We start from the raw sequence: 13,944 nt of genomic DNA, 5'->3' as shown, positions 1-13,944 counted from the left end.
AGGGGGGATCTAAACGCTGTGAGGCAACTCTCAAAGACTTGTGTATACACCGTAGAACAGAAGAGGGGAGCAAAAAGCCTAATTTTTCGTTGCTCCTCCCTATCCTCTCTTCGAGACGCTTCGCGAACGCAGGGGAGAGGGAGGCTGGGTGGGTGAGGTCTGTCGAATTCACGTAGGAATGCATCAACTTGCATTAAGAATGCATCGGCTTGCATTATGAATGCATCTTGCGGAATATATTTGAAAGCACACCTTAGCTAGAGTCTCTGTGCCAGATAGCAGTGATAATATACGGCTCATTGCTGTTGGTGCTTGTAGGAGACAATTATGGAAATCAGTAGACGCAGCTTGTTAAAAACTGCTTCTGCTTCGGGATTAGTGGCAGCATTACAGTTTCGGAAGGATTTTTGCAACCGCTCCTCGCCCAAACAGAACTCAACTAGATGATATCCCTGCATTCAATCGAGAAATCTTGAATCTATTTGTGCAATTTGCACCAGCGGCATCTGCTTCACATTAATCGGCTTTGTTTGTAGCTTACTCAACTGTGCGATCGCGCTTGTTTTTAATTCAACGTTTCAAAATATAGCTTTATTCAAGGAGAACACTAATTATGTCCAATTTCAAAATACTCTCTACTGGTTTAGTAGCGATCGCCTTGTCCCTGGCGACTGGTTGCACACCAACTACGCCCCATGACGACAATATATCTGAGGTTCCACCTGCTCAATCTGTGCAAACGACAGAGAGTCCATCCCCAACAGCGTCACCAACTACACCAGGGCAAAATACCCCCAGTTCTTCAGACAAAGAGTTTATGACTGAAGCTGCTCAAGGTGGTTTAGCAGAAGTCCAACTAGGACAACTAGCATCACAACGTGGAGCTAGCAATGCGGCAAAACAGTATGGACAGCGAATGGTTCAAGATCATACCCTGGTAAACAATCAACTCAAACAGTTGGCGACTCAAAAAGGTGTAACGCTGCCAACTAGTCTCGACAGCAAAAATAAGCAAGTCCTGCAAAGCTTATCCAAACTTTCTGGTGCTAACTTCGATCGCCAGTATTTGAATCAGATGCTTCAAGATCATGAAAAAGATGTCTCTGCATTTCAAACTGAAGCTGAACAGGGACAAGATCCAGAAGTGAAAGCATTTGCCGGTCAAACTCTACCAATCCTCCAAGAACACCTACAACAGGTTCGTTCCCTTGTTAATCCCGGAAGTTCAACGAGCACCCCAACTACCACTCCGTAAGGCAATACATATTTCTATATTTTTCAAATCAACCCCTTGCACCCGTGACATAAGCTGCTGTTAAGGGATGTTGGGGGTACTCAAAAATTTGCTGCACTGAACCTGACTCAATCAATTGCCCAACACCTGACTGCACCCAAAACAGAGCAACTCGATCCGCGATGCGCCTAGCTTGCGCTAGGTTATGCGTCACAATCAGCAAGGTATAACGCTGACGCAAACTAGTAATTAAGTCTTCAACTATTCCACTGGCAATTGGGTCGAGGGCGCTACAAGGTTCATCTAATAACAGGATTTCTGGTTGCAAAGCCAAAGCTCTAGCTATGCACAACCTCTGCTGTTGTCCGCCAGAAAGTGCTAAGGCAGAGGTTTGCAGTCGGTCTTTGACTTCATCCCAAAGTCCAACATCTTTTAGGCTTGTCTCGACGATCGCATCGATTTGTTCTTTATGGATACCATGTTCTCGCAAAGGTAATTCCAGATTCTTCCAAATTGATAAAGGAAAAGGATTAGGTTTTTGGAAAATCATCCCGACTTGCCGCCGCAGCGCGTTGGCATTAGTTTTGGCATTTAGCACTTCTAAACTACCGATGCGAATCCGCCCTTTAACTCGACACTGGGGAATCATGTCTGTCAAGCGATTTAAGCAACTCAAAAAACTAGTTTTTCCACAACCAGAAGGCCCCACCAATGCCAAAATTTCCCCCAGATTCACACTCAAATTGACATTAGCAAACGCGGTTTTTTGACCGTATTGCAGAGTTAAGTTCTCCGTTTCAATCAACGGTGCAACAATTCCAGTAGCGATATTTGCTGATTTCATCCAGAAAAAATTCTCCTGTGCAACCAATTATCTGCAATCCATGCTGCTGTACCATTAATCACCAGCAGTGATACCAGCAAGACTAATGCTGAGGCGTAAGCATTGGCATCTCCGCCAGAGACGTTCATTGATAAATCAAAAATATGAATCGAGAGGGCACGCCCGGAATCTAGCAGTGATTCTGGCATTCTATCTACGTAACCACTAGTAAAAATTAAAGCCGCCGTCTCTGCGATCGCTCGACCAATACCCAGCACCAATCCTACAACCAAACCAGGGACAGCAGCAGGTAACAACAGTTGAAATAGCGTTGTCGTGCGGGAAAAACCAAGGGCTGCGGCTCCTAATCTATACTCATTGGGAACAGCGCGAAATCCTTCTTCTGTAGAGCGAATTAAAATTGGTAGCACCATACACCCCAAAGTCAATCCTCCCGACAAAATAGAAAATCCCAGCCCCAAAACTTGGCAAAAGAAGACGTTGCCAAACAACCCAAAAACTATAGAAGGAACTCCTGCCAGTACATCTAAACTACGCCGCACCAACCCACCAAACCAACTATCCACGGGGGTGAATTCTGCCAATAAAACGGCTGTACCAACACCAATGGGGATAGAAACCGTCATACACACTGCCATAATCAGAAAAGTGGAAACAAGAATGCTAGAAATTCCTCCTTCTCTACCAGCATTTTCTGGTTCAGTTGTTAGGAATTCCCACGTCAAGTGTCCTATCCCATGCCAAAGGATATCGCTGAGTATCCAAAGAAAGATACCAGTAACTAGAGCAGCAGTTGTCCAAACAATGATTGTTGGCAACCAATCTTTAGGACTTACAACAGGTTCACCCATATATTTTTCCTTGACTGATGACTTCCGCAACCGCAACTAACAGCACAATCATTCCCATCAAGACTAAACCGCTAACAAACAACGCCGAACGGTGATCTCCTGTGGCATAAGCCATTTCCAGAGCAATATTAGCCGTCAACGTGCGGATAGGGTCAAATATACTTTTTGGCATTTGTACGACATTGCCACACACCATCAAAATAGCCATTGTTTCGCCAATTGCTCGACCTGTTTCTAAAATTAAGCCTGTGAATAATCCAGATTTGGCAGCAGGAAGCACGACTCTAGAGATAGTTGCCCAACGGGATAATCCTAAAGCTGCTGCTCCCCGAAGGTAAGAAATTGGGACTTTCGCTAAACTAGCATCGGCTACAAGCGCTATTGTGGGCAAAATCATCACCGTGAGAATGGCAATACCCGCTAATAGACTTGGCCCCGGTGGATGTATCCTACCAATCATCGGAACCAGCACCACCAATCCCCAAAAACCGTAGACTACAGAAGGAATCCCTGCTAATAGTTCAATTAAGCGACGGTATAATCGAGCCATTGCAGGTGGGGCGTAGAATTGACAAAAAACCGCAGATAGAATTCCGATTGGTGTAGCAATTACTACTGAGCCAACCATTGCCAAAAATGTACCCAATAACATCGGGAAGAGATTATATAATCCGGCGGTTGGGTTCCAGGAAGAGTCTGTAAAAAAACGTGTTATTCCGACATGATTGAGGACTGGTAAAGACTCTAGAATCAGAAAGCCGATAATTAAAAGTGCGATCGCTCCTGCTATTACCCCTAAAAAACGCAGTATCCAAATTAACCAAAAGTCATTTAGAGACGACGACAAAGTTTTGCTTTTGAACAATGTCATTTACCTGTTGTGATTGCGCGAAATCAAGAAATGCTTTTGTCAAGCCTTGAGGTTGGGTTTTGGTTACTAAATTAAGTGGACGAGAAATCGGAAAAGTCCCATTCTGGACGTTGGCTGTTGTTGCAGCTATCCCATTTACAGGTAGCAGCTTAATAGCTACTCCATTGGCTGCACTATTTTCTGCCGATCCGATTGACACATAACCAATTGCATTCGGGTTTCCTGCTACTGTCTTAATTCCCTGCTGATTGTCACCAATTACTACTTGGGCTTTGATGTCTGTATTTTTCAGTTTGAAATAATGGGTAAATAATTCTAAAGTGGAACGTCCTTCGGCTTTGTTAACAACTGTAATTGCTCCATCTGTACCTCCCACTTGTTTCCAGTTCGTTACCTTGCCTGTGTAAATATCTACAACTTGCTTGTCGTTGAGCAATTTTACTGGATTGTCTTTGTGGAGAATTACCGTCACTCCATCACGAGCGATAGAAAATGTTTTTAAATCGTTTTCTTCTGGCTTCAATGCACGGGAAACCATACCAACATTAGCGACACCTTGACGAGCATCAGAAACCCCACGCGAAGATCCTCCTGATTGCACATCAACTCGCGCACCTGGATGCTGAGATTCAAAACGCTTGCCAATTTCAGCCGCCAACGGTGCAATTGTACTGGAGCCTGTAAGTACTAGTTTTCCCTGAAGCGGATTTGTATTATTTGCATCTCGATTTACTGAAGCACAGCCTTGTAACCAAATGCAGGTTGCCAACCCAATCGCCAGAGGTAAAATTTGAGAATTTTTCATTATTACTTTTCAACCCGAAATTGGGTTTTTAGTTAAAACAGAGGACACAACAGCCAAGATTCAAAGCTTTGCCAGTAGTTACTTCCACCTCTGGAGCTAGGCGGTAGAGAATTGCTTTCCCATGACGCGATCGCACAACCAACTGGGAGCGACGCAGAACTTGTAAATGATGGGAGAGCAGGCTTTGTTCCAAGCCCAAAATTGCGTTCATCTCTCCCACGTGTTTGGGACTGTCGATCAGAAGTTCTAATACTGCTAGACGAGTTTCATCTGCCAGTACCTTCAGCTTGTCTACGCAGTCAACCTGCTTTTTGCTGCTGTTTTTCATTGCCTTTAAAGGAATAGGTTTTTCTTGTTTCCGAAGTTACTTGGCAGCGAATGCTCTCGTGTTCAGCGAAAATTAACAACTGCTGCGATCGCAAATAAATAGCAATTCATATGAAATTCGATTCATATTTTAAGGTAGAAAGTGCCACCCTCTACAATTAAAATTATTTTTTTTAACCAAAGCTTGATGTTTACCCGATCTCGTGAGATTTACTGAGTTTTTATTGGTATAAACTAGAATCACTCGTAAGGGTTTCACCTTTTCTTGATGACATTCTGCTTAGAGGCACGCAAGAGAGAAAAGCAATCGCTCAGTTGCTGGAAAATTATTGTTTCTCCTAAACACTTATAGCAACCGCCATCGCTCTTAGCGTCTCCCCTTCTCCCTTTGGGAGAGGCTAGCGCCAAGGGAGAAGACTGCGACTCTCTCACTGATGCAACGTCTACGCTTTGTATTGGTTTAATTCTTGCGTTCTACAGCCCTTCTCCTAAAGAAAACGCTACGCGTAGCTTGCTTCCCCGTAGGGGTACGGGCATCCTACGGCAGGTGTTGGTGAAGCCATCGCTTTTGTGTTTAATAAAAGCAAGTTTGCTAAGTTCCTATATTGAATTCGGGCAGTCGTTTATTGAATTCGGACAGTTGGTGATTTAATTCGGGCAACTACCAAGAATTTACATAAAGGCATTCAATATATTTGTAATAAATCAATTTATACTGAATAATGCATTGCTTATCAGCTCAACAACTTGACTAAAATACTTTTTATCTCGGTGTTCACAATCCCCGACTTTTTAAAAAAGTCGGGGATCTAAGGTTCCTTGTTGAATGGCACTAAGAAAAGTTTTTTGTTGGGGTGAGGCAGGAGACAGAGGTTTGAAATCATTGTATAGTAAAGCTTTCAGTTGTAGGTTGGGTTTCACTGCGTTCAACCCAACCTACAGTTAAGATTTCCGTACTGATAATTAAAGTATATACAATTGCTATGACGTACAGATACTAACAGAAATAGGAAATGTTTGACACGTTTACAGCCTAACTTCAAAAATCTAATAAAGTATCAGGTTTAAATAATCGTGAAGTTGGGAAAAATTTTGTCAGTATTCTTTACGAAGTATTTATGAAGTCTATTATATGATTTCTGGTATTATTTTGAGTGTTCCAGTAGCGATCGCTGTGTAACAAACTGGTTAGAGCGGACTGACATTGTAATCTCTGCGCACTAACTTTGGGCGCAGCGAAAGTCTTCATCGTTTGTCGTTTTGTGTCTAACTACTCAGTATACCGGAGGCTCGGCAAACACTGCTAATGCTTTCTTTTTTAGCTTCTGTTCATGCCAGTAACTAGTACCGTTTTGCTGCTTAGTCGTCGATGAAGACATCGGAAAGTTACATGTCGGAGTTCAGCATTGGTTGCCCAGAGACATTTGTGATAGCGATTCTTTTTTATTTACAAAAAATGGCCGGAGTATTGATTTAAAGTATGAGAGATGTAACGCGATTTATTGATAATTCACACTACGCTACAAAGAGACGCGGTAAAAGTATTCTGCGTTTTAAACCAACAAAGACTGGCTTTCGCTTTATCAAAAAAGGTTCGCCTTTTAGATTGCTATCACTTCTTGACAGTTCACTACGTTCAGTTGCGATAGGGATTATCGGTGTTTATCAACGCCATCTCTCACCAAGGAAAGGCTATTCCTGCGCGCATCGAATTGTATATGGCGGTGACTCTTGTTCGGAGTATGTAAAGAATGCTCTTGCAGATAAGAGTCTGTTTGAGTCTACACTTCTTGCTAGGCAAAGATTTAGAGAATGTAACATTGCATACATATCTTCTAAAACCCGAGTTGTTGGGTTTAAAGTCCCAGTTATTGGACCGACATTTGACTGCGATCCACAAATGGTTGGTGCATGCTGCGCTCTTCTTGGTATTTTTAAAATCTGTAGTGAAAGAAGATCCTAACCTGAAGAGGCTGCGAAATGGGACAATTTAGAACATAAAAATCAGTGAGTGTGACGATGAAATTGATGTTTCAGCCATTTTTATGAGTGCTAAAAAATTTAACTATGTTAAGTGGGGTTTTATTGCAACTTTGGTTGGCTCTATTGGTACAGTCCTTACTGTACCAGACATTAGATGTAGGATAGGGCTACCATCAGATAATTGCGTCCTACCACAGCAAGACGTTGAACTTATTACAAAAACAGAAACAGGAGAAGCCCTAGAGGGTGTTAAAGTTGAGGTTATTGCGAAAAAAGGACCGCCTGAGCCTGAATTCACTGATATCAATGGTTACGCTAAAATTAAGATCCTTGGTCAAGAAGATGTTCTTGTTACCTTAAGCAAGTTAGGTTATCCAACTCAGAGCTTTAAAATTAACTTGTCGATAGATCGAAATCAAGTTAGGATTATTCGGCTTACTAAATCAGGTCAAGCTAAAGTTAGCTCTATTCCAAAGCAACCTATAGAAACAGAAAAGCCTTTGACATCAACGCCGACACCAAAACTAAAGGAATCTAGCATGATTTCAGGGCAGTGGGTTGGTACGTATACCTGCTCACTAGGGATTACTGGTGTGACTGTCGCTATAGATCAAACTGGAGATCAAGTTATTGCTGACTTCTCTCTCTATCCTATTCCAGAAAACCCGAACGTTCCGCGTGGGATGTCACGATATGTGGGAGGTTTCAACTCTACCTCTCGGGTTATGATTTTCCCAGAAGGAACATGGATAAATAGACCTGGTTCTTCCTGGAAAGCCTTCGGGTTTCACGGCGAATTCAATGAAAACTTAGAAAAGTTTTCCGGGACAATGGATCACTATAGTTGCAAGACTATTAATCTAAGCAGAAAGGACAGCTAAGACATATCTATTGGGCTTAGTTCCAAGACGGATGATACTTTCGACGGGATCAATGTAGTATAAATAACTAAGTAGCAGCACGGCAATTATAGATTCGATTGGGATTGTTTCCGTAGTCATGCAGGACAATAACGCCTATGCACTTGCTCGTTGAAAGGTTATCTGCGGGAGTGTCAGCAACGCCATTTTTTCTAAATAAAATGTGCATCTTTCGGATTGAATGCCAGCTTAACGTTTAAAATAAATTCAATCTGTAGATAGATATTTTAACTGAACACAATAGACTTCTTATGAAAATAAAGAGTCTCAAATTAAGACTTTTGCAATAAGTTTAAAGTACTTTGCCAAAACTGTAAGTTAGGGAAAATCAGTATTCTGTGCCAACTCTTATGATAGATAAATGACTAAAGTTGGCAACTATCCTGTGGGGCATGATTTCAGTGGTGTTTTCGCTTATCTTGGATAGCAGAACACCGCGATGCCCGTGGCGGTAAACAACACACCTCAATCTAACGTATATACTGTAATCCTTAAAAGGCAGCAAATCTAAGGAGTGTTTGACACTAGCAGCGATGCACAATGGCACAGCGATCGCATTGTTTGCATTGAGACTGCCTACTCAACTTCATAAACTGCTAGAAACAGAAAAATCAGCAATCAAATGAACGAATTACAAGCAATTTTAGAAGGCTTCCAGTCAAGTCAAAAAAATGGTGAAATTACTTTTCTTGCTACTGTAGTCAAAACTCAAGGTTCAACCTATCGCCGACCGGGTGCTAAAATGTTGATGACAGATACAGGTCGGACGATCGGCACAATCAGCGCTGGTTGCTTGGAAAACGACGTATTTGAGCATACTCAACAACGAATGTCGGACGGCGAACCAATTGTTGTTACTTACGATAACACCGCCTCGGAAGATATTCTTTGGGGCTTTGGTTTGGGGTGCAATGGGACAGTGCAAGTTCTCATCGAACGTCTTGAAAAAGAAAGTTCAGCGAATGCGATCGCTTTTATGCAGGAGTGCTTCGATCGAAAACATTCGGGTATTATTGCTACAGTCTTTGCCTTTGAAGGCGAGGTAGATGTAAAACTTGGGTCGCGCTTACTGCTGTATCCTGATGGTAAAACGATCGCTGACATTAAAGATCCAAATTTAATTCAATCTCTGCAAGTAGATACTCAAGCAGCTTTTACTAATCAAAAGTCTAGTGTAAAAAACTATCAGTTACCTTTAGGCAGTGTAGAAGTTTTTATTGAAGTTATCCAACCACCCACGCCTTTAGTAATATTTGGTGCAGGTTATGACGCTATACCAGTAGCACAGTTTGCTCAAGCATTAGGTTGGGACGTTACTGTAGTCGATTGTCGAGCTAATGAGGCAACTGAAGCGCGATTTCCGATAGCTTGTGACGTGATTCTGACTCGGCGAGAAATTGTACAAAAACAGGTGTTTATAGATGTCAACACAGTTGCTGTAGTGATGACGCATAATTACCTTGATGACCTGGAAATTTTGAAAATATTGCTGCCATCTCCTGCACGCTACATAGGGGTTTTAGGCCCAAAAGCGCGTACTGAAAGATTGCTTGAAGATTTAGGTTCGCAAGGAATAGTTTATACTACCGAACAATTAACCAGATTGCATGGCCCGATTGGGATTGATATCGGAGCAGATACACCAGAAGAAATAGCGATCGCTATTATTGCAGAAATTCAAGCAGTGCTAACAAACCGCAATGGTAATTTTTTAAGAAATCGCAATCAACCGATTCACCAATGTTATGAAAGCAACTCAGACTTGCTACTTACCCCATAGTTTTTATGACTGCTAATGAGAAATCAACCATAGCCATTATGATTCTTGCTGCTGGTGCATCTACACGGATGGGTACACCGAAACAACTATTGCTTTACCAAGGGCGTAGTTTTTTACAATATATTACAGAAATTGCGATCGCTTCAGTTTGTCAACCTGTGGTAGTAGTACTTGGAGCCAATGCAGAACAGATTCATCCCCAAATTAAACAACTTCCCATTAAAGTAGTTAAAAACTCGGATTGGGCTTCTGGAATGAGTACTTCAATCAAGAGTGGTCTTGAATTGTTAAATAATCTTCCGCAAAAAATAGAAGCAGTAGTTATTACACTTTGCGACCAGCCATTTGTTTCTCCCCAAATTATCAATCAACTTGTTGATACATATTATTCGACAAAAAAACCAATTATTGCTTGTGAATATGGAGACACATTAGGTGTACCTGCTCTATTTAGTCAGACATTTTTTTCAGAACTTGCCACTTTAAAAGAAACTTCAGGAGCAAAAAGAGTTATTAATCATAACCTCAATGAAGTTTTTTCTATTCCGTTTCCACTAGGGGGTATAGATATTGACACACCAAAAGATTACGAACAATTGCTATCAATTAGTGAAGGAATTTTTGAAGTATCTTGAACAACATATAGAAAAATAAAAAAGTTAGGTTAGTATTTTAAGGCTAGAATTTATTTCCTAGCCTTTTGTATTTAAGGCATTTTAGCAATGAGGATATAGGACTCCTATTTGATTTTTGAACAAGACTCAGTACGGATCTATACCTTCTTTCCTGTTCCCTATTCCCTATTCCCTGTTCCCTGCCCACGCAAGTAAATTCAGGAATCAAACCGGATTCCTATATTAGTAAACAATTTTATTTAAGAGCGGCTAAAGTCCGATGTCCAATTATTCCATCTGCTCTTAATCCCTTAGACTTCTGAAATTTGATCGCAGCGGCACGAGTCTTGTTATCAAACACGCCATTTACACTTCCTGTATAGAATCCTTGTTTCTTTAAAGAATTTTGAACAGTTTTCACTGTCTCTCCTTTGCTGCCTACTGTCAGTACATTACCAGTACTACGCTTTGCCACATGATTCGACTTGTGCTTGGCACTAACCTTGGTTACAGCACTAGGTTTTTTCATAGTGTTGCCTTGCTGAGTACTTTGGGCAATGTGGGTAGCAGTAGCCGAATTTTGGCTTTTATTATTAGTTAAAGAGTAAGCAGGTATAGCAGTAGCTAGAGTCAAAGCAGGGAGCAAAGCAAGTACTTTCCAATTCATTTTCTTCTTCCTTACAACTGTATGAGATTTTGCAATTTTTATTTGAAGAGTCATCTCCATAAGGTACTGTGCCTTAAGAGATTCTCCTCTGTAGATTCTGGTTGTGGGTTTAGTCTGAGACTATTTCCGAAGCCAGAGCTATAGCATCACACGTCGTATTGACAAAGCTATTGCGAAATTGTGACAAAACCATGACTAAATGTATTAAAATTTATTTCGCACGAAATTGCACTAGTAATAAAGAGTTTCTAGTAAGGACTTTAGTCCTTATTTTCTAAGCACTAAAGTCCTTACCCAACGGGTAACGCTCGTATCTCGCTAACGCTGCGCTATCGTTAGTCGCTTATCGGAGAAACCCCCTTCTCTATGAGACACTATGCGAACACGAAGCGTCTCGTAAAAAAGGCCGCGCTACCTTACTACCAACTTGTTTTTCCATCAATTTAAACTTGACAGATTACTAATCCCTAGTCTCTTTTATCCTCCGAACCCAACATTTTCAATAATTTTCTGGCAGCTAAAATGCCCATAATTCCTGCGCCAACCACTTCCACTGCTTGAACAACTTTTTTGCCCACATCATGAGGGTCAAGATGGTGATGGAAAACCTCTTCATCCACCCATTCAGTTGTTGCTTTAAAGTCATGAATTGGTGTTGGCAATAGCGTTAAATAAGTGCCTTGACGAATTAAATGCCCGGATTCTCCTGCAACTTCAAAAATATTGAATAAGTTAGCAGCAGCATCATTTAACCCTAATTTTAAGAGAGTTCCGCGTATATTTACCTTTACTGGTTTGAGGTCTTCGCCTAAAGCTAATGCTTTCAAATTTTGGGCAATATTGGCTCCTTGCTGATAAGCAACTTGGGCTGTTGGCGGTAGTGAATTATCTTGAACTGCTACACAATCCCCGCCTGCAAATACTTCTGGAAAGTCGAGTAGTTGCATTGTCGGAGTCACTAAGAGGCGGTTATGGCGATCGCGATGTTCTTGAGAAATTGGTAAATCTTTAATTAGTGGGTGAATAGAAGTGCCAGCTGTCCAGATTGCAGTAGATGTTGGCAATGTCTCAATTTGCTCATTGCGCTTATATTCAATGGCGTTGGCATGAATAGTAGTGGCTTCTGCTCCCGTAAGTATTTCAACTGGGATGGTGCGTTTTTGTAATTCTTTCTCAGCAATTGGGCGCAAAGGATTGTTAATATCACCATTGAGAATTTCTTTACCGTGATTGAGCAATACAACACGGATTTCACTAGAATTTCCTCCCATAGCGCTATACCAATGTGGGAGTAAATCAGCTAAGGTAGCTGCCATTTCTACACCACTTGCACCACCACCAACTATAACTACTGTTAACAGTTGACGACGTTGTTCTGGATCTTCAGTTTTGATTGCTTTTTGCAAACAATCGCCTAAATGCCGATCGAGAGCGATCGCATCTGCTTCTGTCCAAAAAGGAAAAGCGTATTCTTTAGCACCTTCAAGATGATGATAACCAGTAACACTACCCAAAGCTAAGACTAAGTTACTGTAGTTGTATGAGTTTCCCGAAGCTAATTTGACTTGTTGTTGATGCAAGTCTATCGATTCAACTGTATCTTGAACAAAGATGACACCACTACCTTTAAGCAATTCTGCAAAACGCGGTACTACTTGAAAAGCATCCATCTCGCCACTGAAATATTCGTAGAGTAATGGCTTAAAGCAAAAGCTTTCATTTCGATCGATCAAAATTATAGAGCGAGGATAATGTTCGTGAGCTAGATGTAAGGCTGTAAATAAGCCAGTGAAGCCACCACCAAGAATCACAGTTTGATAAACTGGGCTATTCATAAAATATTCTCCAAAGTCTCAGGAATTTTCTAGGATGTTACGCATTTAAATCCAGATTTTTTGGTCTCACACAAAGGCGCAGAAGTGAAAAGAAAAAGCCTAAAATTAAGACTTTTACGAAAATACTAATGACAAATGACTAATTAGTTATATGAATAAAAATAAGGCAATTAAAAAGACGCTGAGAAATAAAGCGAAACCAATAGCGTATTCGACTCTGCGACTAAAAAATCCTACAGCAGCAATGAGAGCGATCGCTAGCCCAATAATGCCAATATATTGCTCTTTTTGTAAACCTTGTGCAATTAGCGGATCTTTACCTGGTGCGGGAGTTTCTTGAACTGCTTTTGGTGCGAGTTCTGAAGCTGGTAATTCTTGAATGAATAAATTCATAAAGTTACTCCTGAAAATACTTGGTTAACTGAAAATCTTTATGCCCGCCAAAGGTAGATAAGCGAGAAAAGGAAGACCCAAACTACATCAACAAAGTGCCAAAATAGAGTAGTCGCACTAGTACCGAAGTGAGTTTTATTATAATTGCCTGGAATGAATGAGCGAATCAGCATAATTATCTGAAGCACAACACCAGCCAGAACGTGTAAACCGTGGAAACCTGTTAGCAAATAGAATGTGGAACCAACTAATCCCGTAGTGAGCTTAAAATCGAGATTTTTCCACTCAATTAATAGACCAATTAAAAAGTAGGTTCCCATTGCGATCGTTATCAACCATAGCCCGCGAAATTTACCCAATTGATTTCGTTTGAGGGCATTTTCTGCTGGTTGAATTACAAAGCTACTAGAAAGTAAAACTACCGTATTAATAATCACGAGCTTAGATAATTCTGGCCCAGAAATACCAGGTGGTAGCCAGTTATTAGTATTTAGTCGCAGAGCAACATAAGTAAAGATAAAACTCAAAAAAATGATACTTTCCGACAATAGGAATACAGTAAACCCGAACATTCCTTTGCCATGATGATCTTCATGACTTCCGCCACCAGTTGGTAGAAAGCGCTGTAACCAATTCGGTAAGCGTCGCCGCCACCGATCGAAACGGATCGGACTTTCATCTCTATGAATGCTGCGATGTTGCATGATTCGTAATTCGTAATTCGTAATTCGTAATTCGTAATTAATAAATTCAGGTTCCATCTGATTTTTCGGACATAGCGAATTATCTTTAAAAAACCTCCGCGTCCCTTTGCGTTAAA

Annotated in this window: 15 protein-coding genes; 6 read left to right on the top strand and 9 right to left on the bottom strand. The window is 41.1% G+C overall.

What is annotated here, in order from left to right:
* Positions 1-327 precede the first annotated feature (327 nt).
* Both ACM0OX_RS25775 and ACM0OX_RS25770 read left to right on the top strand, forming a co-directional pair.
* A complete protein-coding gene (locus ACM0OX_RS25775) occupies positions 328-447 on the top strand; it encodes a twin-arginine translocation signal domain-containing protein (protein ID WP_366932849.1) in 120 nt (39 codons plus the stop codon).
* A gap of 166 nt (positions 448-613) precedes the next feature.
* Positions 614-1,255, top strand: a complete 642-nt coding sequence (locus ACM0OX_RS25770; RefSeq protein WP_414517738.1) for a DUF4142 domain-containing protein — start codon at positions 614-616, stop codon at positions 1,253-1,255.
* Positions 1,256-1,283: 28 nt separating this feature from the next.
* Here the strand turns inward: ACM0OX_RS25770 and ACM0OX_RS25765 are convergent, their stop codons facing one another.
* The 5 genes from ACM0OX_RS25765 to ACM0OX_RS25745 are packed head-to-tail and all read right to left on the bottom strand — an operon-like array spanning position 1,284 to position 4,933.
* Positions 1,284-2,078 (bottom strand): phosphate ABC transporter ATP-binding protein, encoded by a 795-nt coding sequence (locus ACM0OX_RS25765; protein ID WP_414517737.1) that lies wholly within the window; start codon positions 2,076-2,078, stop codon positions 1,284-1,286.
* On the bottom strand, positions 2,075-2,929 hold the full coding sequence (gene pstA, locus ACM0OX_RS25760; protein WP_414517736.1) for a phosphate ABC transporter permease PstA: 855 nt from the start codon (positions 2,927-2,929) through the stop codon (positions 2,075-2,077). Before pstA ends, ACM0OX_RS25765 begins: the two co-directional genes overlap by 4 nt.
* Positions 2,922-3,800 carry a phosphate ABC transporter permease subunit PstC gene (gene pstC, locus ACM0OX_RS25755; protein ID WP_414517735.1) on the bottom strand — a complete coding sequence of 293 codons (879 nt, stop codon included), beginning with the start codon at positions 3,798-3,800 and terminating at the stop codon, positions 2,922-2,924. Before pstC ends, pstA begins: the two co-directional genes overlap by 8 nt.
* Positions 3,757-4,605, bottom strand: a complete 849-nt coding sequence (locus tag ACM0OX_RS25750; RefSeq protein ID WP_414517734.1) for a phosphate ABC transporter substrate-binding protein — start codon at positions 4,603-4,605, stop codon at positions 3,757-3,759. The genes pstC and ACM0OX_RS25750 overlap by 44 nt, the downstream gene beginning before the upstream one ends.
* A gap of 28 nt (positions 4,606-4,633) precedes the next feature.
* Complete coding sequence (locus ACM0OX_RS25745) at positions 4,634-4,933, bottom strand: ArsR/SmtB family transcription factor (RefSeq protein ID WP_414517733.1); 300 nt, start codon at positions 4,931-4,933, stop codon at positions 4,634-4,636.
* A gap of 1,479 nt (positions 4,934-6,412) precedes the next feature.
* Here ACM0OX_RS25745 and yidD point away from each other — a divergent pair.
* The 4 genes from yidD to ACM0OX_RS25725 all read left to right on the top strand — a co-directional run bounded on the left by yidD (position 6,413) and on the right by ACM0OX_RS25725 (position 10,250).
* Positions 6,413-6,895 (top strand): membrane protein insertion efficiency factor YidD, encoded by a 483-nt coding sequence (yidD, locus tag ACM0OX_RS25740; protein ID WP_414517731.1) that lies wholly within the window; start codon positions 6,413-6,415, stop codon positions 6,893-6,895.
* Between the two features lie 82 nt (positions 6,896-6,977).
* Entirely contained in the window at positions 6,978-7,796 is an 819-nt protein-coding gene (locus ACM0OX_RS25735; RefSeq protein WP_414517729.1) for a hypothetical protein, read from the top strand.
* Positions 7,797-8,457: 661 nt separating this feature from the next.
* A complete protein-coding gene (locus tag ACM0OX_RS25730; protein WP_414517727.1) occupies positions 8,458-9,615 on the top strand; it encodes an XdhC family protein in 1,158 nt (385 codons plus the stop codon).
* A gap of 5 nt (positions 9,616-9,620) precedes the next feature.
* On the top strand, positions 9,621-10,250 hold the full coding sequence (locus tag ACM0OX_RS25725) for a nucleotidyltransferase family protein (RefSeq protein ID WP_414517726.1): 630 nt from the start codon (positions 9,621-9,623) through the stop codon (positions 10,248-10,250).
* Between the two features lie 235 nt (positions 10,251-10,485).
* Here ACM0OX_RS25725 and ACM0OX_RS25720 read toward each other — a convergent pair whose 3' ends face one another.
* The 4 genes from ACM0OX_RS25720 to ACM0OX_RS25705 all read right to left on the bottom strand — a co-directional run bounded on the left by ACM0OX_RS25720 (position 10,486) and on the right by ACM0OX_RS25705 (position 13,828).
* A complete protein-coding gene (locus ACM0OX_RS25720; protein WP_414517724.1) occupies positions 10,486-10,896 on the bottom strand; it encodes a peptidoglycan-binding domain-containing protein in 411 nt (136 codons plus the stop codon).
* Positions 10,897-11,363: 467 nt separating this feature from the next.
* Positions 11,364-12,731: an NAD(P)/FAD-dependent oxidoreductase gene (locus ACM0OX_RS25715; protein WP_414517723.1), complete on the bottom strand. Its 1,368-nt coding sequence runs from the start codon at positions 12,729-12,731 to the stop codon at positions 11,364-11,366.
* A 147-nt stretch (positions 12,732-12,878) separates the two neighbouring features.
* Positions 12,879-13,124 carry a hypothetical protein gene (locus ACM0OX_RS25710; RefSeq protein WP_334841529.1) on the bottom strand — a complete coding sequence of 82 codons (246 nt, stop codon included), beginning with the start codon at positions 13,122-13,124 and terminating at the stop codon, positions 12,879-12,881.
* A 38-nt stretch (positions 13,125-13,162) separates the two neighbouring features.
* Entirely contained in the window at positions 13,163-13,828 is a 666-nt protein-coding gene (locus tag ACM0OX_RS25705; protein ID WP_414517741.1) for a cytochrome c oxidase subunit 3, read from the bottom strand.
* Positions 13,829-13,944: the final 116 nt, after the last annotated feature.

This window comes from Nostoc sp. PCC 9305 (assembly GCF_963920915.1).
Classification (GTDB): domain Bacteria; phylum Cyanobacteriota; class Cyanobacteriia; order Cyanobacteriales; family Nostocaceae; genus Nostoc.
This window is presented reverse-complemented; position numbering and strand designations above follow the sequence as displayed.

What these genes read in the sequence shown, in the direction of transcription:
- ACM0OX_RS25735 (WP_414517729.1), top strand. Translation starts at nt 6,978, where the DNA reads ATGAGTGCTAAAAAATTTAACTATGTTAAGTGGGGTTTTATTGCAACT.
- ACM0OX_RS25710 (WP_334841529.1), bottom strand. Translation starts at nt 13,124, where the DNA reads ATGAATTTATTCATTCAAGAATTACCAGCTTCAGAACTCGCACCAAAA.
- ACM0OX_RS25765 (WP_414517737.1), bottom strand. Translation starts at nt 2,078, where the DNA reads ATGAAATCAGCAAATATCGCTACTGGAATTGTTGCACCGTTGATTGAA.
- pstA (WP_414517736.1), bottom strand. Translation starts at nt 2,929, where the DNA reads ATGGGTGAACCTGTTGTAAGTCCTAAAGATTGGTTGCCAACAATCATT.
- ACM0OX_RS25730 (WP_414517727.1), top strand. Translation starts at nt 8,458, where the DNA reads ATGAACGAATTACAAGCAATTTTAGAAGGCTTCCAGTCAAGTCAAAAA.
- pstC (WP_414517735.1), bottom strand. Translation starts at nt 3,800, where the DNA reads ATGACATTGTTCAAAAGCAAAACTTTGTCGTCGTCTCTAAATGACTTT.
- yidD (WP_414517731.1), top strand. Translation starts at nt 6,413, where the DNA reads ATGAGAGATGTAACGCGATTTATTGATAATTCACACTACGCTACAAAG.
- ACM0OX_RS25745 (WP_414517733.1), bottom strand. Translation starts at nt 4,933, where the DNA reads ATGAAAAACAGCAGCAAAAAGCAGGTTGACTGCGTAGACAAGCTGAAG.
- ACM0OX_RS25770 (WP_414517738.1), top strand. Translation starts at nt 614, where the DNA reads ATGTCCAATTTCAAAATACTCTCTACTGGTTTAGTAGCGATCGCCTTG.
- ACM0OX_RS25720 (WP_414517724.1), bottom strand. Translation starts at nt 10,896, where the DNA reads ATGAATTGGAAAGTACTTGCTTTGCTCCCTGCTTTGACTCTAGCTACT.
- ACM0OX_RS25725 (WP_414517726.1), top strand. Translation starts at nt 9,621, where the DNA reads ATGACTGCTAATGAGAAATCAACCATAGCCATTATGATTCTTGCTGCT.
- ACM0OX_RS25715 (WP_414517723.1), bottom strand. Translation starts at nt 12,731, where the DNA reads ATGAATAGCCCAGTTTATCAAACTGTGATTCTTGGTGGTGGCTTCACT.
- ACM0OX_RS25750 (WP_414517734.1), bottom strand. Translation starts at nt 4,605, where the DNA reads ATGAAAAATTCTCAAATTTTACCTCTGGCGATTGGGTTGGCAACCTGC.
- ACM0OX_RS25705 (WP_414517741.1), bottom strand. Translation starts at nt 13,828, where the DNA reads ATGCAACATCGCAGCATTCATAGAGATGAAAGTCCGATCCGTTTCGAT.
- ACM0OX_RS25775 (WP_366932849.1), top strand. Translation starts at nt 328, where the DNA reads ATGGAAATCAGTAGACGCAGCTTGTTAAAAACTGCTTCTGCTTCGGGA.